This window comes from Dactylosporangium sp. CS-047395 (assembly GCF_050942185.1).
Lineage (GTDB): Bacteria > Actinomycetota > Actinomycetes > Mycobacteriales > Micromonosporaceae > Dactylosporangium.
Window position 1 is genome coordinate 5,858,294 of sequence record NZ_CP192015.1, and the last position, 19,859, is coordinate 5,878,152.

The 19,859-nt window shown below is 73.5% G+C and carries 24 protein-coding genes and 2 pseudogenes; 14 read left to right on the plus strand and 12 right to left on the minus strand.

Going from position 1 to position 19,859, the window contains the following annotated elements:
* Positions 1–4: 4 nt before the first annotated feature.
* On the plus strand, positions 5–499 hold the full coding sequence (locus ACQP00_RS27590) for a histidine kinase (RefSeq protein ID WP_433224015.1): 495 nt from the start codon (positions 5–7) through the stop codon (positions 497–499).
* On the opposite strand, the gene ACQP00_RS27595 is transcribed toward ACQP00_RS27590, so the two are convergent.
* Complete coding sequence (locus ACQP00_RS27595; RefSeq protein ID WP_433199775.1) at positions 385–1,038, minus strand: hypothetical protein; 654 nt, start codon at positions 1,036–1,038, stop codon at positions 385–387. The two genes, ACQP00_RS27590 and ACQP00_RS27595, sit on opposite strands and share 115 nt — an antisense overlap.
* An 80-nt stretch (positions 1,039–1,118) precedes the next feature.
* Between ACQP00_RS27595 and ACQP00_RS27600 the strand changes: the two are divergent.
* The 6 genes and pseudogenes from ACQP00_RS27600 to ACQP00_RS27625 all read left to right on the plus strand — a co-directional run.
* Positions 1,119–1,829, plus strand: a pseudogene (locus ACQP00_RS27600) (DUF4419 domain-containing protein); the annotation flags it as partial.
* A gap of 40 nt (positions 1,830–1,869) precedes the next feature.
* Positions 1,870–2,553, plus strand: a complete 684-nt coding sequence (locus tag ACQP00_RS27605) for a hypothetical protein (RefSeq protein ID WP_433199778.1) — start codon at positions 1,870–1,872, stop codon at positions 2,551–2,553.
* A gap of 70 nt (positions 2,554–2,623) precedes the next feature.
* Positions 2,624–3,190 (plus strand): hypothetical protein, encoded by a 567-nt coding sequence (locus tag ACQP00_RS27610; RefSeq protein ID WP_433199781.1) that lies wholly within the window; start codon positions 2,624–2,626, stop codon positions 3,188–3,190.
* A gap of 5 nt (positions 3,191–3,195) precedes the next feature.
* Positions 3,196–4,197 (plus strand): sensor histidine kinase, encoded by a 1,002-nt coding sequence (locus ACQP00_RS27615; protein WP_433199784.1) that lies wholly within the window; start codon positions 3,196–3,198, stop codon positions 4,195–4,197.
* Positions 4,194–4,820 (plus strand): response regulator, encoded by a 627-nt coding sequence (locus ACQP00_RS27620; RefSeq protein WP_433199787.1) that lies wholly within the window; start codon positions 4,194–4,196, stop codon positions 4,818–4,820. The genes ACQP00_RS27615 and ACQP00_RS27620 overlap by 4 nt, the downstream gene beginning before the upstream one ends.
* A gap of 118 nt (positions 4,821–4,938) precedes the next feature.
* Positions 4,939–5,442, plus strand: coding sequence for a hypothetical protein (locus tag ACQP00_RS27625; RefSeq protein WP_433199790.1), 504 nt, complete (start codon positions 4,939–4,941; stop codon positions 5,440–5,442).
* A 148-nt stretch (positions 5,443–5,590) separates the two neighbouring features.
* On the opposite strand, the gene ACQP00_RS27630 is transcribed toward ACQP00_RS27625, so the two are convergent.
* Positions 5,591–6,391 (minus strand): alpha/beta fold hydrolase, encoded by an 801-nt coding sequence (locus tag ACQP00_RS27630; protein WP_433199793.1) that lies wholly within the window; start codon positions 6,389–6,391, stop codon positions 5,591–5,593.
* Positions 6,392–6,479: 88 nt separating this feature from the next.
* Between ACQP00_RS27630 and ACQP00_RS27635 the strand changes: the two genes are divergently transcribed.
* Positions 6,480–7,205 (plus strand): LamG domain-containing protein, encoded by a 726-nt coding sequence (locus tag ACQP00_RS27635; protein WP_433199796.1) that lies wholly within the window; start codon positions 6,480–6,482, stop codon positions 7,203–7,205.
* Positions 7,206–7,215: 10 nt separating this feature from the next.
* On the plus strand, positions 7,216–7,971 hold the full coding sequence (locus tag ACQP00_RS27640; protein ID WP_433199799.1) for an arylamine N-acetyltransferase family protein: 756 nt from the start codon (positions 7,216–7,218) through the stop codon (positions 7,969–7,971).
* Here the strand turns inward: ACQP00_RS27640 and ACQP00_RS27645 are convergent.
* Both ACQP00_RS27645 and ACQP00_RS27650 read right to left on the minus strand, forming a co-directional pair.
* Positions 7,937–8,623 (minus strand): response regulator, encoded by a 687-nt coding sequence (locus ACQP00_RS27645; RefSeq protein ID WP_433199802.1) that lies wholly within the window; start codon positions 8,621–8,623, stop codon positions 7,937–7,939. The two genes, ACQP00_RS27640 and ACQP00_RS27645, sit on opposite strands and share 35 nt — an antisense overlap.
* Complete coding sequence (locus ACQP00_RS27650; RefSeq protein ID WP_433199805.1) at positions 8,620–9,948, minus strand: sensor histidine kinase; 1,329 nt, start codon at positions 9,946–9,948, stop codon at positions 8,620–8,622. The genes ACQP00_RS27645 and ACQP00_RS27650 overlap by 4 nt, the downstream gene beginning before the upstream one ends.
* Before the next feature lie 152 nt (positions 9,949–10,100).
* Here ACQP00_RS27650 and ACQP00_RS27655 point away from each other — a divergent pair, with 152 nt between their 5' ends.
* The 5 genes from ACQP00_RS27655 to ACQP00_RS27675 are packed head-to-tail and all read left to right on the plus strand — an operon-like array spanning position 10,101 to position 15,163.
* Positions 10,101–10,796 (plus strand): ABC transporter ATP-binding protein, encoded by a 696-nt coding sequence (locus tag ACQP00_RS27655; protein WP_433199808.1) that lies wholly within the window; start codon positions 10,101–10,103, stop codon positions 10,794–10,796.
* Positions 10,793–13,153: an ABC transporter permease gene (locus ACQP00_RS27660; RefSeq protein ID WP_433199811.1), complete on the plus strand. Its 2,361-nt coding sequence runs from the start codon at positions 10,793–10,795 to the stop codon at positions 13,151–13,153. Before ACQP00_RS27655 ends, ACQP00_RS27660 begins: the two co-directional genes overlap by 4 nt.
* 11 nt (positions 13,154–13,164) lie before the next feature.
* Positions 13,165–13,812 (plus strand): hypothetical protein, encoded by a 648-nt coding sequence (locus tag ACQP00_RS27665; RefSeq protein WP_433199814.1) that lies wholly within the window; start codon positions 13,165–13,167, stop codon positions 13,810–13,812.
* Positions 13,809–14,726 (plus strand): hypothetical protein, encoded by a 918-nt coding sequence (locus ACQP00_RS27670; protein ID WP_433199817.1) that lies wholly within the window; start codon positions 13,809–13,811, stop codon positions 14,724–14,726. The genes ACQP00_RS27665 and ACQP00_RS27670 overlap by 4 nt, the downstream gene beginning before the upstream one ends.
* Positions 14,723–15,163, plus strand: coding sequence for an N-acetyltransferase family protein (locus tag ACQP00_RS27675; RefSeq protein WP_433199820.1), 441 nt, complete (start codon positions 14,723–14,725; stop codon positions 15,161–15,163). Before ACQP00_RS27670 ends, ACQP00_RS27675 begins: the two co-directional genes overlap by 4 nt.
* On the opposite strand, the gene ACQP00_RS27680 is transcribed toward ACQP00_RS27675, so the two are convergent.
* The 8 genes and pseudogenes from ACQP00_RS27680 to ACQP00_RS27715 all read right to left on the minus strand — a co-directional run bounded on the left by ACQP00_RS27680 (position 15,153) and on the right by ACQP00_RS27715 (position 19,831).
* The gene (locus ACQP00_RS27680) at positions 15,153–15,452 is read right to left on the minus strand and encodes a hypothetical protein (RefSeq protein ID WP_433199823.1); all 300 of its coding nucleotides are present in this window, start codon (positions 15,450–15,452) and stop codon (positions 15,153–15,155) included. The two genes, ACQP00_RS27675 and ACQP00_RS27680, sit on opposite strands and share 11 nt — an antisense overlap.
* A 3-nt stretch (positions 15,453–15,455) precedes the next feature.
* Positions 15,456–16,316, minus strand: a complete 861-nt coding sequence (locus ACQP00_RS27685; RefSeq protein WP_433199826.1) for a phosphotransferase enzyme family protein — start codon at positions 16,314–16,316, stop codon at positions 15,456–15,458.
* 144 nt (positions 16,317–16,460) lie between these two features.
* Positions 16,461–16,691 carry a hypothetical protein gene (locus ACQP00_RS27690; protein WP_433199829.1) on the minus strand — a complete coding sequence of 77 codons (231 nt, stop codon included), beginning with the start codon at positions 16,689–16,691 and terminating at the stop codon, positions 16,461–16,463.
* Positions 16,692–16,802: 111 nt separating this feature from the next.
* A complete protein-coding gene (locus tag ACQP00_RS27695; RefSeq protein ID WP_433199832.1) occupies positions 16,803–17,513 on the minus strand; it encodes a hypothetical protein in 711 nt (236 codons plus the stop codon).
* The gene (locus tag ACQP00_RS27700) at positions 17,503–17,901 is read right to left on the minus strand and encodes a hypothetical protein (RefSeq protein WP_433199835.1); all 399 of its coding nucleotides are present in this window, start codon (positions 17,899–17,901) and stop codon (positions 17,503–17,505) included. Before ACQP00_RS27700 ends, ACQP00_RS27695 begins: the two co-directional genes overlap by 11 nt.
* Positions 17,902–17,938: 37 nt before the next feature.
* Positions 17,939–18,499 carry a HEAT repeat domain-containing protein gene (locus ACQP00_RS27705; protein ID WP_433199838.1) on the minus strand — a complete coding sequence of 187 codons (561 nt, stop codon included), beginning with the start codon at positions 18,497–18,499 and terminating at the stop codon, positions 17,939–17,941.
* 352 nt (positions 18,500–18,851) lie between these two features.
* Positions 18,852–19,289, minus strand: a pseudogene (locus ACQP00_RS27710) (GNAT family N-acetyltransferase); the annotation flags it as partial.
* Entirely contained in the window at positions 19,283–19,831 is a 549-nt protein-coding gene (locus ACQP00_RS27715) for a methyltransferase family protein (protein ID WP_433199841.1), read from the minus strand. The pseudogene ACQP00_RS27710 and the gene ACQP00_RS27715, both read right to left, overlap by 7 nt.
* Between the last annotated feature and the right edge of the window lie 28 nt (positions 19,832–19,859).

Genomic DNA, 19,859 nt, shown 5'->3' on the forward strand with positions numbered 1-19,859 from the left:
CGCGATCGCCGTACAGCTTGAGAAGGCCGACGCGTTCCGCGACCGCGACCCGGAGGCGGCCGCGCGGGCCGTGACCGACGCCCGCTGGTCGGCCCGCCAGGCCCTGGCCGAGGTGCGCGACTCGGTGCGGCAGCTGCGCGACGACCCGCCGTCGCTGCACGAGCTGGCCCGGCACGCGCAGGACGTTCGGCTTCGGCATCACGCCGCTGCTGTCGGTCATGCTGGACCCGCTGACCGACGACCAGCTCGCCGACGGCAACACCCTGTTCAACATCGCCCAACGCCTCGGCGGCTCACTGGGCGTGGGGGTGCTGGGCTCGCTGCTGGCGACGCGGGCGGTGCGGGTCGGGCCGATCGCCGGCTTCCACGAGATCGGGCTGATCCTCACGCTGCTGGCGCTGCTCGCCGCCGTCCTCGCCCTGCCGCTGCCCCGCCGGGCCGCCGGGCCAGCGCGAACACGCCCAGGACCGCCGCGATCAACGCCGCGGGAAACGCGTAGCGGTACGGCCAGCGATCCGTGAAGTCCACGTCGGCGGTACCGGGGATGTGCAGGACCCGCATGCGCTCGCCCGGCTGCGGGCGGGGGTCGCCGCGGCCCGGCGACAGCTCGGCCTCGCGGCCGGCGACGGTCACGAAGGTGCTGCCCGGCTCGACGCGGGTCACGACGGCCTCCGCGGTGCGGCCGTAGCGGTCGAACCGGTACGCGTCGTAGAACCCGTCCACGGTCGCCACCAGCATCGCGGCGAACCCCACCCACACCAGGACCCGCGCGACCGTCCCGAGTGGACGGTCCCAGTTCCACCGGTCCCGCTCGTCGAGGTGGCGGTCCTTGAGCAGGTAGCGCCAGGCGTACACGGCGGCGATGGTCATCGGCACGCCGAGCACGCCGCCGCACCCGCCCACGGCCAAGGCCATCTCGAGGTCGACCAGCGCCGCGAAGGCGAGTGCCGCCCAGAACACCAGGGCGATGCTCGTCGTGAAGCTCACGTAGAAGTACGGGTGCCGGCCCCACCAGCCGAGGTCCGTGCTACTCGCCATGGGTACATGGTGCAGGGCTTGTCAACGCCGCTAAGGTCCGTCCATGGTCACCTTCGCGGTCGATGATGTCACGCCCGCCGATGCGCTTCTGCCCACCCGGACCGTCCGATCCCTGTTCCCTGAGGCCCTCGCGATCGGGGGTGACCGACCGGCAGGTCCTCGAACCCGACGGCGTGCATCCGTTGCTCAGCGCCGTCTCCCGCGCGTTCGCGGACCACCGGCCGCTCGTGCTGTCGCCCGACGCCGTGTGGCTGACCATCACGCAGGGCCTCGCCCAGCACATCCGGCTGCACGCCGAGGAACTGCGGGCGCTGCTGGTGCGGCACGAGGAGAAGAAGCCCCTCTCGGTCGAGGTGCTCGCGCTGCCCGTGACCGCCGACGAGTGGTCGTACCTGACCGACTCGTTCGCGAAGCTGCTCGCCGGTGAGATCGACGATGCCGCGCTGTTCGACTGCGACTTCTCCACCAGCACGGAGCTCGAGCGGACCGTCGGGCGGGTGGTCCTGCTGGACGCGTACTCGCCGTACTTCTCGTACTGGCTCGTCTGTGTCTGCGGCATCCCGGCCGTCACGCTCACCGGCACCGTCGAGGACTGGACCCGGATCCGCGAACGGGTCGAGGCCGTCGCGACGTTCGGGCTGGAGCAGTGGTGCCGCTCGCTGCGCCCGATCACCGACGAGTTCGTCCGGGCCGCTCAGGGCGACCCGGACATCGCCTTCTGGCAACGGATCTACAGCCCCGTCGACGCCTACGGCGGGGATGTCATCACGGGCTGGGTCACGCGCTTCTACCCGTACCTCGGCGCGGCGGCCGTCGACGTGCCGGAACCCGATGCTGGAGCTGCCGATCGGCGAGCCCAGCGACGTCGCGGAGGACCCGCCCGGCATCCGCAGCGACTCCGTACCCGCGACGCTGTCCAAGGTCACCATCAACCTCAACGACCGCGCCCGGGGCGTCAACTCGCAGGTGGCGCTGCACGGCGGCCTGATCGGGGTGGCCCAGGACGCCGGCGGTGCGCTGCAGCCGATCGCCGGCTGGCACGTGGCGGCCAAGGCCCTCGAGATCGACGACGTCATCGACCGGATCGTGGCCGGCCACGAGACCACGCCGGGGCGGGATCTGCCCGCCGACGCGCCCGCGGACGTGATCGGGCTCTACCGCCGGCTCGGCACCGCCTCGCTGTTCGGCGGGCGGTGGCGGCTGCGGCCGGTGGACGAGCATCGCGGCCTCAACGGGCTCACGGCACGGCTGTGGGCGGCGGAGCGGCTGTTCGACCTCGACGACGGCCGCAGCATCATCGGGGCGCCCGACATCGAGGCCGGGATCACCTACTGGATCGTGGGCCGCGTACGCAAGGAAGGGGACGGGGACTGGGGCCTCTACTTTCTCGCCGACGATCCGGCCGAGGTGCCGGTGCTGGGCACGTCGCTGGCGATGCTGCTCGACGCCGCCCTCGACAGCGGCGGCGACATCACACACCTGCGGACCGGGTGGCTCAGCGAGCTGATCCAGTGACGAGTGGCGGTGCCGGATTGGCCGGTCGGCACTCCCCCGGGCCGGGTCACCGTCGATAGCGTCCCCGGGCATGTGGCTGCAACGATTCGGCGCCGGCTGCGGCGTCCTGCTCGGACTGACCATCGCCCTGCCCGGGGCCGTCGAGGCGTTCACCGGCGAGACCGCGGCGACCGGTCTCGTGCTCGGCCTCGGCACCGCGCTCGCCGCACCTACCGCCACCGCGCTGTACCTGCATCAGCGGCCGAGGGCGGGGCGGTTCGGGGCGGTGGCGTTCGCGGTACACCTGCTGGGGTTGGGGCTTTTCACGGGTGTCGCCTTCGCGCTCAACGTCGTGCTCTTCTATCTCGACCCCGCGACCGTGGCGGCGGTCAAGGACGGGCCGACCGGGCCGGCGCTGCTCGCGTGTGCGGGGGTGTTCGTGGCCGGGACGCTGCTGTTCGGGGCGTCGCTGCTGCGGGCCGGGGTGTTCCCGAGGGTGCCCGCGGCCGGGTACGGGCTCGCGCTCACCCTCCTCGCGGCGCTCGCACCGCTCGACGACACGGCGTGGACCAGCCTCGTCCATGTGGCGGCGGGCGCGTCCGTGACCTGGTTGTCGCTCGTCGCGCTGCCGCGGCGGGCCCTGGTGCAAGTAGCCTGACGGCTGTGAGGGCCTTGCCGGTGCGGTGGGTGCCGTTCGTGCTGTGCGGGGCGGTGCTCGTCGCCGGGCTGGCCGCACACCCCGTCGGCGCGTCCACGGCCGGGTTCGCCGCCGGTGTGCTCGCGCTCGCCGTCGTCGAGGCCCTCGACCGCGGGCATCGGGCGTGGCTGCTCGCCCGGCTGGCGGCGCTCGCAGCCGTGGTGCCGTTCGACCCCGACGGTCTCACCGGCGCGCTGTTCATCACCGTTCCCTTCGCGGCGTACTTCACTGCCGGCCGCCGCACCGCCATCGCCCTCGGCGTCGTGGGTGCGGCGGTGCTCGCGGCCGGCTACGCGCTGACGGGCCGCGGCGACCCGCGGGACCTCGTGATGTACGCCGTCGGCCTGACCCTGGCGCTGACCGCGGCGGCCCTGGCCACCGGCGGGTTGCGACGCGCCGAGGAGCTGGCCGCGGCCCGCGAACGCATCCGGGTCGCCCGCGACCTTCACGACAGTCTCGGGCACCATCTGACCGCGATCGCCGTACAGCTGGAAAAGGCCGAGGCCTTCCGCGACCGCGACGAGGACGCGGCCGCGCAGGCGGTCACCGACGCCCGCTGGTCGGCCCGGCAGGCCCTGGCCGAGGTCCGCGACTCGGTCCGCCAGCTGCGCGACGACCCGCCGTCCCTGCACGACCTGGCCCGCCACGCCGCGGACGTGACGGTCGACATCGCGGGCGACGAGCAGACCCTGGCCGCGCCGGTACGGCTGGCGCTGTACCGGGCCGCGCAGGAGGCCCTGACCAACGCCCGCCGCCACGGCCGGGCCCGCACCATGTCCGTCGTCGCCGACTTCCGCGGCCGCACCGCCACCCTGACCGTCACCGACGACGGCACCGGCCTGCCGGACGAACCGGGCACGGGGTTCGGCCTGCGCGGCATGCGCGAACGCGTCGAACAGCTCGGCGGCACCCTCTCCGTCGCCCCCACCGGCACGGGCGTCCGGGTCCGGGTGAGCATCCCCGCATGACCCCGGTCCGCGTCCTCGTCGTCGACGACCAGCAACTGGTCCGCGACGGCATCGCGTCACTGCTGAGCATCCAGCCCGGCATCGAGATCGCCGGCACCGCCGCGTCGGGCGAGGAGGCGCTGTCGCAAACTGCCGCTCTGGTACCGGATGTGATCCTCATGGACGTCCGCATGCCCGGCCTCGACGGCGTGGAGGCCACCCGCGCCATCCGCCGCACCCACCCCACCTGCCGCGTCATCATGCTCACCACCTTCGACGACGACGCTTACGTGGCCCTGGCGCTGCGGGCGGGCGCGGACGGCTACCTGCTTAAGGACCTCGGCGCGGCCGAACTCGCCGACGCGGTACGCCTGGTCCACCGGGGCGTGGCCCAGCTCAACCCGTCGGTGGCCCGCCGCCTGGCCGCAACCCGAGCGGCCGACACCCCGGACGACCTGACCGGCCGCGAACTGGAGATCCTGCGCCTGGTCGCGACGGGCGCCACGAACCGCGAGATCGCCGGCCGCCTGTTCCTGAGCGAGGGCACGGTGAAGAACCACGTCTCCCGCATCCTGACCCGCCTGGGCCTGCGCGACCGCACCCAGGCCGCGGTGTACGCCCGCGACCGCGGCCTCCTGCCGTGACCGGCGCCCCCGATACCTGCCGACCGGCAGTTGCCGCCCGCCGCGCGTTGCCGGGCCTCTGTACCCTGCCACCATGCGGGGGCATTGCACTGGCCGGTGGTACGCAGGGGCTCTTGCAGTGTTCCTTGGGCTGGCCGCCTGCACCAGCGATTCCCGGCCTGACCCGGAATCCGGGGCGGACCATGCGGCCGCGTCGATACCCGGGCCGAACCGGACGACCGCCTCGACACCCGAGCCCGACCAGACGCCCGACTCGTACGACCACCCGGCCGGCGCATGGAGCTCGACGGTCTACGGCGCCGGCCACGCCGAGGTCTCGATACCCAGCGGCTTTCACCTCCACCTCCGGGTCCGCTGCACGGGCACCGGCGAGCTCAGCATCGTCGTGAGCACCCCGCACCCGTTCAGGATGACCGTGCACGGGCCCTGCACCGGCCGGTGGGAGTTCTCGGACGCCTGGTTCCCGGCGTACGGCATCGAGGCCGCTGACCAGGACCACGGCCCGTTCACCATCGCCATCGACCGGCCGGCCACCATCACCGCCTGGGACATCGAGGCCTACGACCTCGGGCAGACCGAGCAGGACCGCCGCAACGCCAGTCCGCGGCCGTCCACATCCTGACCCCGGGCCGCGTCCCGGTCCAGCCACCGCGCCCAGCACCAGCACGGCGAGTCACCATCGAGGTTCGAGCGTCACACCGACCTGCACGTCATCTCGACGGCCGGCGGCCGGGCGCCGCCCCGTGGTCGCCGCCGTCCGGTTGCGGCGGCTACGGGCGGAGTTCCCGGTTGAGCAGGTCGAGCCACGCGGCCGGCTGGTCCAGGTGGGCGTCGTGCCCCGCGTCCGCGATGACCTCGTAGCCCACCGACGGCCGCAGCGAACGCATCCGCGCGTCCTCCTCCGGTGGGCAGGTGCCGCGCGAGCCGCGGATCAGCAGCGTCGGCGCGGTGATCGAGGACCACTCGTCCCACCGCGCCTCCGCTGCCACCGGCCGGATCGCCGCCTCCATCACGTCGGCGTCGAAGCGCGGGCGCAGGCCGTCGGGGGTCGGCTCCAGGTCCGCGGCCCAGGCCCGCGCCGTCGCCGTACCGCCGAGGAACTCCTCCGCCGCCGCGCGGGAGGCGAATGGCGCAGGCCATCCCGCGAACCAGCGGCCCAGCCGGGCCGGATAGTCGTCGTCCGGCGCCATGCCGCCCACGCCCGCCTCCAGCATGACGAGCCGGCTGACGAGGGCAGGGTGCCAGGCGGCCAGCAGCAGCGCGGTGTGGCCGCCCATCGACTGGCCGGCCACGGCGGCCGGGCCGCCGCCGCACAGCTCTGCGATGACAGCGGCGGCGTCCGCCGCGAAGGCGTGCCGGGACAGGTCGGCGGGGCGGCGGGTGCTGTGGCCGTGGCCGCGCTGGTCCGGGACGACGACGCGGAAGCGGTCCGCCAGCGCCAGGGCCGTCGGCGCGAGCTCGGCGGCCGCGCCGGCCAGGCCGTGCAGTAGCAGGACCGGCGGGGCGGCGGCGGGACCGTGCACGAGGCAGGACAGGACGACGTCGTCGCGGTGGAGGTCGATGCGTTGCACGAAACCATGATCTCCGACGCAGAAAACCGCATCAGAGGATGTTTCGGGCATTTAGGATGACAGCAGGCATGATCGAGCGGGGGAATTTATGCACAATCGAGGGCGGTACGTCGTCGCCGTCACGTTCAGTACCGCGGCGACGCTCGTGGCCACCGCCGCCGGCGCCGGGGCGGTGACGGAAGCGGCGGCCGGGCACACCGTCGCGCGGTACGAGATGAACGAGGGCGAGCATGCCCGCACCATGGTCGACGGCTCCGGCCACGGGCTCGACGGGGCCGTCGGCTCCGAGGTGCGCACGGGCGTGCGGGTGCAGGGCGAGACCGGGTACCGCTTCGAGCGGCTCGAGCCCGACACCCCGCCGACGCATCCGCGGCACCTGGCGACCGTGCGCAGCGCGCCGGACCTCAACCCCGGGAACCGGGACTTCGCGGTGACGGTGCGGCTGCGCACGCAGTACCACTTCGGCAACATCGTCCAGAAGGGACAGGCGACGGTCGACGGCGGGAACTACAAGCTGCAGATCCCGAGCGGCGTCGCCCAGTGCCTGTTCCGCGGCGACCACGGCTCGCTCATCGTCTCCTCGCGCAGCCGGCTCAACGACGGGCGCTGGCACACGGTCCGCTGCGAGCGGACGCAGGCCGGGATCGCGCTCGTCGTCGACGGGCGGACCGAGGCGCGCGCGTCCGGCTGGACCGGGTACATCGCCAACGGCTGGCCGCTGTCCGTCGGCGGCAAGACCGACTGCGACCAGCGCGACGTCGGCTGCGACTACTACGCGGGCGACCTGGACTACGTCTCGCTCGAGGCGCGCTAGTCTCGCGCGTGTGGACGACTATCTGGCGCGGATCGGCGCCGCCCGGCCGGCCGCGGCGGACCTGGCGGCGCTGCGCACGCTGCAGCGGGCGCACCTGGGCACGGTACCGTTCGAGAATCTGAGCATCGGCCTCGGCGAACCCGTCCGGCTCGACGACGAGGGGCTGCTCGACAAGATCGTGCGGCGCCGGCGGGGCGGGTTCTGCTACGAGGTCAACGGGGCGTTCGCGCTGCTGCTGCGCGACCTCGGGTACCACGTGAGCCTGCACTCGGCGCGCACCTGGAACGGCTCCGGGTATGGGTTCCCGTTCGACCACCTGGCCCTCAAGGTCCGCCTCGACGGCGAGGACTGGCTGGTCGACGTCGGGTTCGGGAAGTTCGCGCACCACCCGCTGCGCCTCGGCGGCACCGGGCCGCAGGACGATCCCGGCGGCGTCTACACCGTCACCCCGCACCCGGAGGGCCATGATGTCGCCGGTCCGGGCGGCCCGGAGTACCGGATCGACTCCCGCTCCTATGCGCTGAGCGACTTCGGGCCGACGTGCTGGTTCCACCAGACCTCGCCGCAGTCGCACTTCACCCGGTCGCTGACCTGTTCCCGGCTCACCGGCGACGGCCGGCTCACGCTCGCCGGCGACAAGCTCATCCACACCACCGCCGCCGGGCGCGACGAGCGCGTGCTTTCCGAGCCCGAAATCCTTCAGGTGTACCGCGAGCGCTTCGGCATCGCGCTCAGCTCGCCGCCGGCCCCGAAGTTCCCGGCGTGACGAGCCCGGTCTCGTAGGCGACCACGATCGCCTGGGCCCGGTCGCGCAGACCGAGCTTGGACAGGATCCGGGCCACGTGCGTCTTGACCGTGGCGTCGGACAGGAACAGCCGTTCGGCGAGTTCGGCGTTGGACAGTCCGCGGGCCAGCAGCGCCAGCACCTCGACCTCGCGGGGCGTCAGCGTGGACAGGTCCCGGTGCAGTGTGGCGGTGCGGGCGTCGCGGGCCGCGTACCGCTCGATGAGCCGCCGGGTGATCGCCGGTGCGAGCAGCGCGTCCCCGGCCCGCACCAGCCGGACGGCCGCGACGAGCTGCTCGGGGCTGACGTCCTTGAGCAGGAACCCGGACGCGCCGGCGGACAGCGCCGCGTAGACGTACCGGTCCAGGTCGAACGTGGTCAGGATGACGACCCGGGGTGCGGTGGCGGCCTCGTCGGCGAGGATGCGGCGGGTCGCCTCGAGGCCGTCCATCTCCGGCATCCGCACGTCCATGAGCACCACGTCGGGCACGGTGCGGCGGACCGCCTCGACCGCCTCGACCCCGTTGGCGGCCTCGGCGACGACGTCGATCCCGTCGGCGGTGAGGATCATCCGGAAGCCGGTGCGGACGAGGGCCTGGTCGTCGGCGATCACCACGCGCAGCGGTGCGGTCAAGGGGACGCCTCCAGGGGAATCTCGGCCACCACGCGGAATCCGCCGGTCGGGCGGGGGCCGGCGGTGAGCGTACCGCCGTACACGGTCAGCCGTTCGCGCAGCCCGGCGAGGCCGCGGCCGCTGCCGTGCGCGCCCGGCGCCGCGACCCCGCCGGAGTCGGCCACGTCGATGGTCAGCACCCGCCCGTCGGCCGACACCACGACGTCGACGGCGGCACCGGCGGCGTGCTTGACCGCGTTGGTCAGCGCCTCCTGCACGACCCGGTACGCGGCCAGCCCGATCCCCGGCGACACCGCCGGCGCGGCCACCGCGAGGCTCACCGGGACCCCGGTCTCGCGGACCCGGGCGACGAGCGTCTCCAGCTGGTCGAGGCCCGGCTGCGGGGCCAGGTCGGCACCGTCGGCGTCGACGGTCAGCAGCCCGATCACCTGCCGCAGCTCGGTCAGCGCGGCCCGGCCCCCGGCCTCCACCGCCAGCAGCGCCTCCCGGGCCTGGTCCGGCTGCGCGTCCATGACCTTGCGGGCGGCGCCGGCCTGCACGACCATCACGCTCACGTTGTGGGTGACGACGTCGTGCAGCTCCCGGGCGAGGCGGGCCCGTTCACGGTCGACGGCGAGCCGGGCTGCGGACTCGCGGTCGCGCTCGGCGGCGCGGGCGCGGACCCGCCAGGTGTGGATGGCGTTCGCGGCGAGGCCGACCGAGGAGAACATCAGGAACAGCAGCAGGCCCTGCGGCAGGCTCGGCACGTTCTCCTGCAGGTCGCTCACCGCGATCGCGGCCGCGACGACCACGCTGGCCAGGGCCAGGTTGCGGTAGCGGGAGTACATCGGGGCGCTGTACGCGGCGATCACGGAGGCGACGACGGTCCAGGTCGGGTCGCCGTCCATGCGGTACACCCGGAACGCGCACACCGCGATGAGCAGGAACGAGCCCAGGGGGTAGCGGCGCCGGAAGGCCAGCGGCAGCGCGGTCAGCGCGGCGACGATCAGCAGCGCACCGGCCGGCTCGCTGTCCTCGGGCGGCGGGAACGGCATGCGGTACCGGTCCTGCGGGGCGCCTGGCGCATCCGGCAGATCCGGCAGATCCGGCCGGTCGGGCGGGTCCGGGTCGTAGGGACCGAACGGGCCGTACACGACGATCGGCACGTCGGCGTCGTGCCCGACCGGCTCGGTGGCGCCGTTGACCGCGCCGACGGCCAGCAGCACGGCGAGGATGATGTCGGCCGCCCACGCCCACGCGGTCGGCCGCGGCTGGTTCGGCGTCTCCGCGCGCAGCCAGGCCACCGCGGCCCCCCAGGGCCGGGCGGCGAGTTCCCGCAGCTTCACCCGCCCAGTCTCGCCGACGCCCGGCCCGGCGCGCGTCCCGACCGGTGCGTACATCGCAAGGATGACCCCGCCGCCCGTACGCCGCGCGGCCGACCCGAAACCCGCACGGCGGCCGACGCCCGGGCACCGGGCGCGGCCATAGCGTCCGCGGCATGACCGAATCAGCGGTGCTCATCGAGTTCGACGATGTGACCAAGCAGTACGAGGGCGGGACGGCGGCCCTGGCCGGGCTCAGCCTGCGGGTGCGGCGCGGGGAGGCCCTCGCGGTGCTGGGACCGTCCGGCAGCGGCAAGTCGACGCTGCTCAACCTGATCGCCGGGCTCGACCGTCCGACGTCGGGGACGGTGACGGTCGACGGGGTGCGGGTGGACCGGCTGTCGGAGGCGGGCTCGGCGCAGTACCGGCGGCAACGGATCGGCATGGTCTTCCAGTTCTTCAACCTCCTGGACGATCTGACCGTCGCCGACAACGTCCTGCTGCCCGCGCAGCTGTCCGGCACCGCCCGCGGCCCGGCCCAGAAGCGCGCCCACGAACTGCTGGAGTACCTCGGGGTGGCCCGGCACGCGAAGGCGTTCCCGGGCCGGCTCTCCGGCGGCGAGCGGCAGCGGGTGGCGGTGGCCCGGGCGCTGATGAACCGGCCGCCGCTGCTGCTGGCCGACGAGCCGACCGGCGCCCTGGACACCGCCTCCGGCCAGGAGGTCCGCCACCTGCTCACCGAGCTCAACCGGGACGGCCAGACGCTGCTGCTGGTCACCCACGACCTGGCCCTGGCCGAGGCCTGCGCGACCCGGACCATCTCGCTCGTCGACGGCCGGCTGGCCGGGTCGCCGCTGGGCGTGACCGCGTGAGCGCGGGCATCGGCGGGATCGTGCGCTCCGGCGTCGGCCGGCGCCGGGTGCAGACCGTCGTCATGGTCCTCACCACGCTGCTCACCGTGACCGCGTCGGTGCTGGCGGTCGGGCTGCTGGTGGCGTCCTCGGAGCCGTTCGCGCGGGCCTTCGACCGCCAGCACGGCGCCCACCTGGCCGCCCAGTTCGATGCCAGCAAGGTGACCGCCGCCCAGCTCGACGCCACCCGGACGGCGAGCGGGGTGACGGAGGCGGCCGGGCCGTACCCGACGACCGAGCTCGTGCCGACCGTGGTGAGCAACAAGCTCGGCGTGCCCGAGGGCGTCGAACTGCCGGCGTTCTCCCTCGTCGGCCGGCCCGACGCCGGCACCGGGCTGGACCGGCTGGAGCTGACCGCCGGACGGTACGCGACCGGGCCCGGCGAGATCGTGTTCCTCGACGACAGCGGCCCGTTCTCCGTCGGTGACCGGTTCCGCGTCCAGTCCGCCCCCGGGCAGCCGGTGCTGACCGTCGTCGGCCTGGCCCGCTCGATCGGCCGCACCGGCCAGGTCTGGGCCCTTCCGGCGACCGTCACCGCGCTCACGCCCGAGGGCAAGGGCGGACTGCAGATGTTGTACCGCTTCGCCAGCGCCACGACCGACGCCGGCATCAACGCCGGCAAGGACGCCGTCGCCGCCACGGTGCCGGAGGGTGCCCTGCAGGGCGGCACGTCGTGGCTCACGGTGAAGACCGAGACCGAGCGGATCGCGGCCACCTTCGCCCCGTTCGTCGTCGCGTTCGGCGTGCTCGGCCTGGTCATGTCGGTGCTCATCATCGGCATTGTGGTCAGCGGGGCCGTCGGCTCGGCGACCCGGCGCATCGGCATCCTCAAGGCCCTCGGCTACAGCCCCGGCCAGGTCGCCCGCGCCTACGTCATGCAGGCCCTGATCCCGGCGACCATCGGCGCGCTGGTCGGGGTGCCGCTGGGCAACCTGGCCGCCGTGCCGATCCTCAACGAGGAGGGCGAGGCCTTCGGCACCGGCGTCAACACCATCGACTGGTGGGTCTCGCTCGCCGTACCGCTCGCCACCCTGGCCGCGGTCGCCGTCACCGCGTTCGTGCCGGCGCTGCGGGCCGGGCGGCTGCGCACCGTCGACGCCCTCGCCGTCGGCCGCACCCCGTCGCTGGGCCGCGGCCGGGCCGCCCGCCACCTGCTGGGCCGGCTGCCGCTGCCCCGCCCGGTGAGCCTGGGCCTGGCCAACCCGTTCACCCGCCCCGGCCGCTCGGCGACGATCGCCGCCGCGGTCGCCCTGGGCGCGCTCGGCGTCACGTTCGGCACCGGCCTGGCCCTGTCGGTCGGCGAGGTCCAGGCCGCGATGAACAAGCGCACCGCCGGCGACGTCGAGGTCGGCATCGCCCCGCCGTCCCCCGGCTCGCCGCCGCCGTCGTCGTCCGGACCCGACACGGCCGCGATCGAGGCGGCCATCAAGGCCCAGCCCGGCACCGCCAGGTACTTCGCCATGCAGGACACCGAGGTGACCGTGGCCGGCCTGACCGGCACCACCCGCGCCGTGCTGTTCGACGGCGACGCCTCCTGGGCCAGCTACGAGATGATCAGCGGCCGCTGGTTCGCCGCCCCCGGCGAGGCGGTCGTGCCGAGCGGCTTCCTCGACGCGGCCGGCGTGCACGTCGGCGACACCGTCACCGTGTCCAGCAACGGCACCTCGGCCAAGCTCACGATCGTCGGCGAGGCCCTCGATCTGAGCGGCGACGGCCGCAAGCTCATCACCGACACGCGCTCGCTGGACGGGATGCGCCTCGGCGAGGACCGGTTCAAGATGTGGGAGGTGCTGCTGACGGACGGGACGGACCTCGGGCAGTACACGAAAAATCTGAACGCGGCCCTCGGGGACAAGGGCCACGCCGAGGTCAACGTGGCCGACATCGGCGAGACGGTCGTCGTCATCGACACCCTGGCCTTCACGCTCACCCTGATGCTCATGGCGGTGGCGGGCCTGGGCGTGCTCAACACCGTCGTGCTGGACACCCGCGAGCGCGTCCACGAGCTCGGCGTCTTCAAGGCCCTGGGGATGGCACCGAGGCAGACCGTGGCCATGGTCCTCACCTCGGTCGCCGGACTGGGCCTGGTGGCGGGCGTGCTGGGCGTCCCCGCCGGCATGGCGCTGCACGACTGGGTCCTGCCGGCCATGGGCCACGCCGCCGGCACCCGCTTCCCGCCGAAGATCCTGCAGGTGTACTCCCTGAGCGTCCTCGCCCCCCTCGCGCTCGGCGGCCTCGTCATCGCCGTGGCCGGTGCCCTGCTGCCGGCGGGCTGGGCGGCCCGGACCAGTACCGCGAAGGCCCTGCGCACCGAGTAGTGTTCCGGCGCATGGAGTTGCAGCGCAGACGCCGCTCGTTCGGCTTCGCTCTCCTCGTCGCCGTGTTCGCCGTCGCCGCCCTGGCCTGCGCCTGGGGCAGCGACAACGGCCCCGGCCGCCTCATCCTGGCGGCCGGGGGCCTGCTGGCCCTGGTGATGGCGGCCGTCCTGATCCGCGACGAGTTCCGCCCGTTCGTCTTCCGGATCGCCTCGGACGGCATCACGACGACCGCCGGGCTGCAGCCCTGGTCGACGATCGACAAGGTCGTCCTCGACGAGCCGGTGCCGCCCGCGATGTCCGGCCCCCACCTGCTCCTGGAACCGGGCGGGCGGATCGTGCTGAAGCTGCAGGACGTACGACAGTCGCAGGATGCTCTTGTTGCTGCTCTGCACGAGTTCGCCGGTGACCGCTTCGAGGACCGCCTCGCCCGCCGCGCCGACAAGCCTTCGTTCGACACGGTGCTGCGCGGTTATGAGCCCGGGCGCATCGACCGCCTGATCCGCCGCGCGCAGGACGCCCTGGTCTCCGGCTCCGAGGCGGAGCGCGCGGAGGTGCGGGCGGCGCTGGCCGAGCCGGAACTGCTGGTCGTCATGCGCGGCTACGACCGGGCCCAGGTCGAGGAGTACCTGCGCAAACTCGCCGCCCGCCTGGCCCCGTGACCGACGACGCCGACAAGCTGCGCCGCCGCCTCGAGGTGCTGCGCCTGCCCGTCGCCCCGCTGCGCCGCCACGGCGTCCTGGCCCCTTCCGACCCCGCCGCCACCGTGGACGTTCCGGGCGTGGCCGGCGTAGGCCCGGACGGCACCGCCGTCGCTGTGTGGCCGTACCGCGATGCTCCGGGGCGCCAACAGGTCACCTGGCACGTGCTGGATCGGCGCCACGCCGTCGCCGCCGTGGACATCGCGACCGACCTGCGGCTGAGCTTCGTCCAGCCGCTGCCGGAGGGCCGCGTGCTCGTAGCCTCCGCGCGAGCCAGGCCCGGCGAACCGAACGCCGAGGTGTGGACGGCAGCCGGCGATTTGGAGCGACGCGCCCACCTCGGCGACGCCATCGAGGACCTGTTCACCACTGCGGCCGGCAAGGTGTGGGCGAGCTACTTCGACGAGGCCCTGGGCGGCCCCGGCCCGGAGGGGCACGGCCTGGCGCGCTTCAACGACGACCTGAGCGTCGACTGGCTGTACCCGCGTCGCGACATCGTGGACTGCTACACGCTCAACCTGACCGGCGAGACCGCGTACTTCTGCCCGTACACGGATTTCCACATCCTCTCGGCGACGGGCGACCGGGTCACCGACTGGGGCGAGTCGCCGTACCGCTACGCCCACACCCTCCTGCGCCGCGGCCCCGAGCTGGCGCTGATCAGGGGCCACGGCGCGGAGTACGACGTCGCGACCCTGCTGAGGCTGGGCTCCGGCGGCGTGGTGCAACAGGGCGCCCAGTGCCGGATCGTGTTCCCGGACGGCCTGGAAACCCAGCGCGTACGGTACTTCGCCCGCGCCGACCGTGCCCACGCCTTCGTCCGCTCCACCTGGTACACCATCGACCTCGACGACCTCACCGCGGCGGCGTCGTGACGATCCGACGGTTCGCCGACGCCGACGCGCCCGCCGTGGCCACGCTCATCGCCACCTGCCTGCGCGAGGTGAACAGCCGCGACTACCCGCCCCACATCATCGACCGGATGTGCGCCCACTTCACCGAGTCCCGCATCCGCGAGCTGGCCGGCCGACGCGAAATGTACGTCGCCGACGTCGACGGCGTGGTCGGCACGGTTTCCCGCGACGGCAACAAGGTGTACACCATGTTCGTCCACCCGGCCGCCGCCGGCCAGGGCCTGGGCCGCTCGCTGATGCGCCACATCGAGGACTTGGCCGCCCGCGAGGGCCGCGAGTACATGGAGACCGGCGCCAGCATCTCGGCCCACGACTTCTACCACCGGCTCGGCTACACGGACGTCCGCACCTCCGACACCGAATTCGGCCTGAACTTCATCCTCCGCCTCACGCTGTAGTCAGCGAGCGCGCGTCCACATGGAACAGCGTCCGGCCCTGCTGGTCCTCGATGCCGTGGTGGAGCCGGATCGCGACGGCCCGCTCGTCGCTGCCGTCGACCACGTCGCAGGGAATCTCCAGCTCGACCGGGAAGGCACAGCCGGGCACCATCCGATCGGTGTCGTCGACGACCGGCACCTTCTCGACGATCGACACGACGGTCCCGTCCGCCTCGACGAGGTGCACCTCGACCCATCTGGGCCAGTCCTCCTCGACCCACCGGACCGCTTGCGCGCGTACGTGGTGCATCGCTCAGTACCCCTCCAGTCCCAGCCGCGCGTCGTCGAGCCCGCGCTCGTTGTCCGCGGCGCCGGCGATCCCGGTCAGGTCGTCGGCGGCGATGCGGCGCGCGAAGTAGTCGGCCTGCACCGCCCACCGGAAGCGCAGCATGACACCCAACGCCCGCCCGGCCTCGGCCCGCGACACGACTCCCTGCTCCAGGTAGGCATCGACCAGTGCTCCCGACCCCGCCGCGTACATGACAGCGGACGCCAGGTCGTACACCAGCGGCCCGACCATCGCGGTGCTCCAGTCGATCAGCCCGCAGACGTTCCCGGCACGGTCCATCCGAAACGCCTCGGGCGCGGGGTCGGTGTGCAGCAGGCCCCACGTCAGCGTCGCCGGGTCCAGTTGCTCGTAGGCCGCGACGGCCCCGGCGACGGAGGCCCGCACCCACGGCCGGATGCCCAGGTGCTCGGCACGCGGATCGACCCAGTGGAACCGTTCGGCGTCGGGCACCGAAACGCCTCGCAACGCGCGGTGTACTCGGGCGAGCGTTGCGCCGAGGATCGCCGGGTCCGCCAGCTCCTCGCCGGCGACCCAGGTCAGCAACGTCATCGGCACGCCGCCGACATCGGCGACGAGGTCTCCGTGGCGGGTCGGCACCGGCGCTCCCGCCGCGATGCCCGCGTTCTCGAGCGCGGCCGCGACCGTGAGGCCACCGGCGAACGAGCGGCGCGAGGCGGGCACGACGGCCTTGGCAACCCACCGCCGGCCGCCGTCGGTGACGAACCAGGTCGCGGAGTTCATGCCGCCGTTGTGGACCTCGACGGCCACCCCGTCCAGCCCCCACAGGCCCGCCAGGGCCTCGCGAAGCAGCCCATCGTCGATCACGCATCGCAGTCAAGCAGTCCCGTGCACGACAGGCGACCGACTTTTGCCCGCCCGCACTCCGCAATCGCTGCAGCGCCTCTGGGGCGGGCTCGGGCTCGTCGGCATTGTGACCTGCGGGATCGGCCTCGTGCGCCGGCGCGGTCGCTAGGCCCTGTCCTGGGCGTCAGGGATCTCGAAGGGCAGGTTCGACAGTTCGAAGCGCGCGGTGAACGCGCGCACGAAACGCCAGGACTGCTCCGCCATGCCGCCGTTCTGCTCGGCGGCCTGGGCCGCGTACCGCTCGAGCAGCGTGCGGGCCTCGTCCATCCGTCCGGCCAACCCGCAGGCGGTGGCGAGGATGCCGTCCCAGGCCTGGTGGCGCGGCACCGCGGACATGCGCTCGATGAGGCCGTCGAGCGGCAGCAGGGGCTGGACCTGGGGCAGGCCGTACCGGATGACGTCGTCGGCGAGGACCGCGGCGACCTCGGCCGCCGGTTGGCGGTCCGTCTATTTCCAGCGGGTCCACGGGTCGTGCCCGCCGTCGCGGGGCACCAGATCGGCGACGCTGCGGCCGTAGGTCCAGATGCCGCCTGGCGTGGATCCCAGGAACCGGAGGTAGAGGTCGTTCACCGCGTCGTGCTCGACGCCGATCGTTGCCGAGACCTCTACGCCGCGAGTGGTCGGGTTGAACGTCAGCCGCGCGACGATTCGTGAGTCCGGGGTGGCGTCACGTTGGTAGTCGCGCAGGGTCTGGCGGCCGTCCTTGCGGCGGCGGGTGCCGGTCCAGCCGTGCTCGGTGAAGCTTGCGTCGAACAGCGCGATGTCCTCGGGCGTCACCTTGGCGACGCGGGGAACCGTGGCGGGGCGGTTGGCGGGGGTTCGCATGCGATTCTCTTGCGGGTCGAAGCACTGCAGGCCGTGCTCGGCGGCGAGGTCCGCGGCCCAGGCGGAGACCTCCTCGCAGGCGCTCCAGACCATCGGGAAGTACACCAGCGGGCCTCGTGCCTCGCCGATCAGCGGGCCGGTCGACCAGGGGCTGTCGGCACCGTCGTCCGTGTCGATGTCCGGGTAGCGTTCCAGCAGGGCGGCCACGTACGCGGCGATCCGGGCGGTCGGCTCGTCTCCCGCGTGCCGCCCGTACAGGCGCTGGAACTCCGCGGCCCCGGCGGCGTCGTCGGCGGGGCGGTCGCCCTCCCAGACGGCGAGGTCATACGACACGGCGGTCGTCCAGGACGCGCTGCCACTCGGCGAGCAGGCCGACCTCGAGCGAGGTGTCCATCTGGCCGTCCTCGACGGTGCCGATCATCTCGCCGGCGAAGTCGACGGCGAACTCGGTACCGTGCTCGGCGGAGATGCGGCAGAGCTCGCCGAGCAGGTCCTTGACCTCGTCCAGGTGGGCCCGGTCGGTCGCGGCGTCCAGGGCCTCGTCCCACGGCGGGCGGGCGGTATGGATCGACAGGACGAACGACGATCCACCGACGAATTCGGGCGGGCCGAGGATCCACCGCCGCCGGCCGGGCAGCTGCGTCGCCAGCGCCCGCAGGGAGTCGGGGGGCGTGCCCTGCACCGTGGCTACCAGGCGGTCGATCGGGTGGTCTGCTCGCATCGGGCAGGATTGTATCTTGGGGCTGCCCCCTCGACAGCTACGCGTAACGGGCGAGGGCCGCCGTCAGAGCTTCCGGGACCTCGTCGTCCGGATGGTCCTCGCGGTCGGCGATGAGGTACTGGTGCAGGCGCGGGTCCCCGGTCGCGGCGGCCAGCGCGTACAGCGCCTCGGTGATGACGAAGGAGTCGCTAATCGGCTCCGGTGAGCGCAGCGCGTCGAGCAGCGGCTCCAGCGCCCGGGCGTCGCCGCGGACGGACAGGCCGTGGATCGCCTCCGCGCGGGCGTCCGGGTCCTCGTCGGCGAGGCGGGCGGCCAGGGCGGCGCGCAGGCGCGGGAAGTCCTGCGTGGTCTGGCGGGCCAGGCCGAAGGTCGCCCAGTCGCGTACCCCGGCGTCGCTGTCGGCCGACAGGGTGATCAGCGCGTCGAGAGCCGCCGGTTCCGGACGCTTGAGCAGCCCGAAGACGACGCCCATCCGGACGTCGGCGTCGGGGTGCGGGTGCAGCCGGACCAGTGGTTCGACGCAGCGCTCGTCGCCGATGTGGCCGAAGGCGACGGCGATGGCGGCGAGCACGGCCGGGTCGCGTTCGGTCTCGATCATCGTGAGCAGCGGCGGCAGGCTCGGTGCGCCGTTGAGCTGGCCGAGGACGTTGGCGATCAGGGTTCGGTACGCCGGGTCGGGGTGGCCCTTCAGCCGCGAGGCCAGGTTCAGCGCCTCGGCGCCGCCGTGCCGATGCAGCCCGCGTGACCAGGTCCCACTGGCGTTGTTCGTCGTCCTCCCGGAGCGCCGCGTCGAAGACCGCCTCGACTTCGGCCTTCGTCATCGGCCCGACGGTGATCCAGTACCGGCGTTTCGGGCCGATCTCCGTCTCGCGCACGTCCTCGAGCACGCCGCCCGCGGCCTCGATGATGCGGGCGGACGCGGCGTTGTCCGGGGAGCACGTGAGCAGTACGCGATCGATCCCCATCGACTGCGCCTGCTGGAGTGTCTGCCGCAGCGCCCACGCGGCGATGCCGCGGCCCCGGTAGGACGGGCGGACGTGGTAGCCGATGTGGCCGCCCGCCTCGCGCAGGAGTGGGTGGTCGATGGCGTGGCGGAGCTCGATGCCGCCGATGCAGGCACCGTCGTCGACGATCCAGCGGTACGTGGAGTGCACGTGCTCCGGCGGGGGCGGCAGCGTGGGGTCCTCACAGCGCAGCAGCTTCGCGACCCACGCCTCGAAGCCGGCTGGGGTGTGCACGTCGTCGCCGGGGCGCAGGCCGGCGCCGTCCAGGTGGGAGCCGGCCGGCCACTCGGCGAACGCGGCGAGCCAGGCCTCGTGCCACCGCGCGTCGGGGCGGGTCAGTTCGATCACGCCGCCGACCTTACTGGCCGTCCTTCCGGTCACCACAGGTACGGCACGAGCCGCGCTCTGGTGCGGGCGAACTCGCGGTACGGCTCCCCCAGCGCTGCCGTGAGCGCCCGCTCCTCGATCCGGATCCGGTAGATGAGGGCGGCCGTCATGACGGCGACCGCCGCGAGGGTGCCGGGCCAGGTGCCGAGCATCAGGCCGCAGCCGGCGATGGCGAGCAGCAGGCCGGTGTAGCTCGGGTGGCGCAGCACCCGGTACGGGCCGCGGTCCACGACGGGCTGGTCGGCGGCGGTTTTGAGTACGACGGTGAAGTACCGGCTGAGGGTGAGAAACGACCACCAGCGCAACAGCAGCCCGGTCCAGGCGACGACCACCCCGGCCCCGAGCGCCCACGGCCGCGGGATGCCCGCCTCGGGCAGGAAGGCACGTGCGGCGGGCAGCAGCAGGATGCCGGCGAACAGGACGGCGCGGAACAGCACCTCCGCGCCCAGATCGATGCGCGTCGCCCCACGGCGCAGGCGGAGCGCTTGGAGCAGTTCGCCCAGGACGATGGCGCCGATGGTGATGCGGAGCGCGACCACACCGAGATTATGCCGAGTGCAGCGATTA

What these genes read in the sequence shown, in the direction of transcription:
- ACQP00_RS27595 (WP_433199775.1), bottom strand. Translation starts at nt 1,038, where the DNA reads ATGGCGAGTAGCACGGACCTCGGCTGGTGGGGCCGGCACCCGTACTTC.
- ACQP00_RS27605 (WP_433199778.1), top strand. Translation starts at nt 1,870, where the DNA reads ATGCTGGAGCTGCCGATCGGCGAGCCCAGCGACGTCGCGGAGGACCCG.
- ACQP00_RS27610 (WP_433199781.1), top strand. Translation starts at nt 2,624, where the DNA reads ATGTGGCTGCAACGATTCGGCGCCGGCTGCGGCGTCCTGCTCGGACTG.
- ACQP00_RS27620 (WP_433199787.1), top strand. Translation starts at nt 4,194, where the DNA reads ATGACCCCGGTCCGCGTCCTCGTCGTCGACGACCAGCAACTGGTCCGC.
- ACQP00_RS27635 (WP_433199796.1), top strand. Translation starts at nt 6,480, where the DNA reads ATGCACAATCGAGGGCGGTACGTCGTCGCCGTCACGTTCAGTACCGCG.
- ACQP00_RS27655 (WP_433199808.1), top strand. Translation starts at nt 10,101, where the DNA reads ATGACCGAATCAGCGGTGCTCATCGAGTTCGACGATGTGACCAAGCAG.
- ACQP00_RS27665 (WP_433199814.1), top strand. Translation starts at nt 13,165, where the DNA reads ATGGAGTTGCAGCGCAGACGCCGCTCGTTCGGCTTCGCTCTCCTCGTC.
- ACQP00_RS27680 (WP_433199823.1), bottom strand. Translation starts at nt 15,452, where the DNA reads ATGCACCACGTACGCGCGCAAGCGGTCCGGTGGGTCGAGGAGGACTGG.
- ACQP00_RS27690 (WP_433199829.1), bottom strand. Translation starts at nt 16,691, where the DNA reads ATGTCCGCGGTGCCGCGCCACCAGGCCTGGGACGGCATCCTCGCCACC.
- ACQP00_RS27700 (WP_433199835.1), bottom strand. Translation starts at nt 17,901, where the DNA reads ATGCGAGCAGACCACCCGATCGACCGCCTGGTAGCCACGGTGCAGGGC.
- ACQP00_RS27705 (WP_433199838.1), bottom strand. Translation starts at nt 18,499, where the DNA reads ATGATCGAGACCGAACGCGACCCGGCCGTGCTCGCCGCCATCGCCGTC.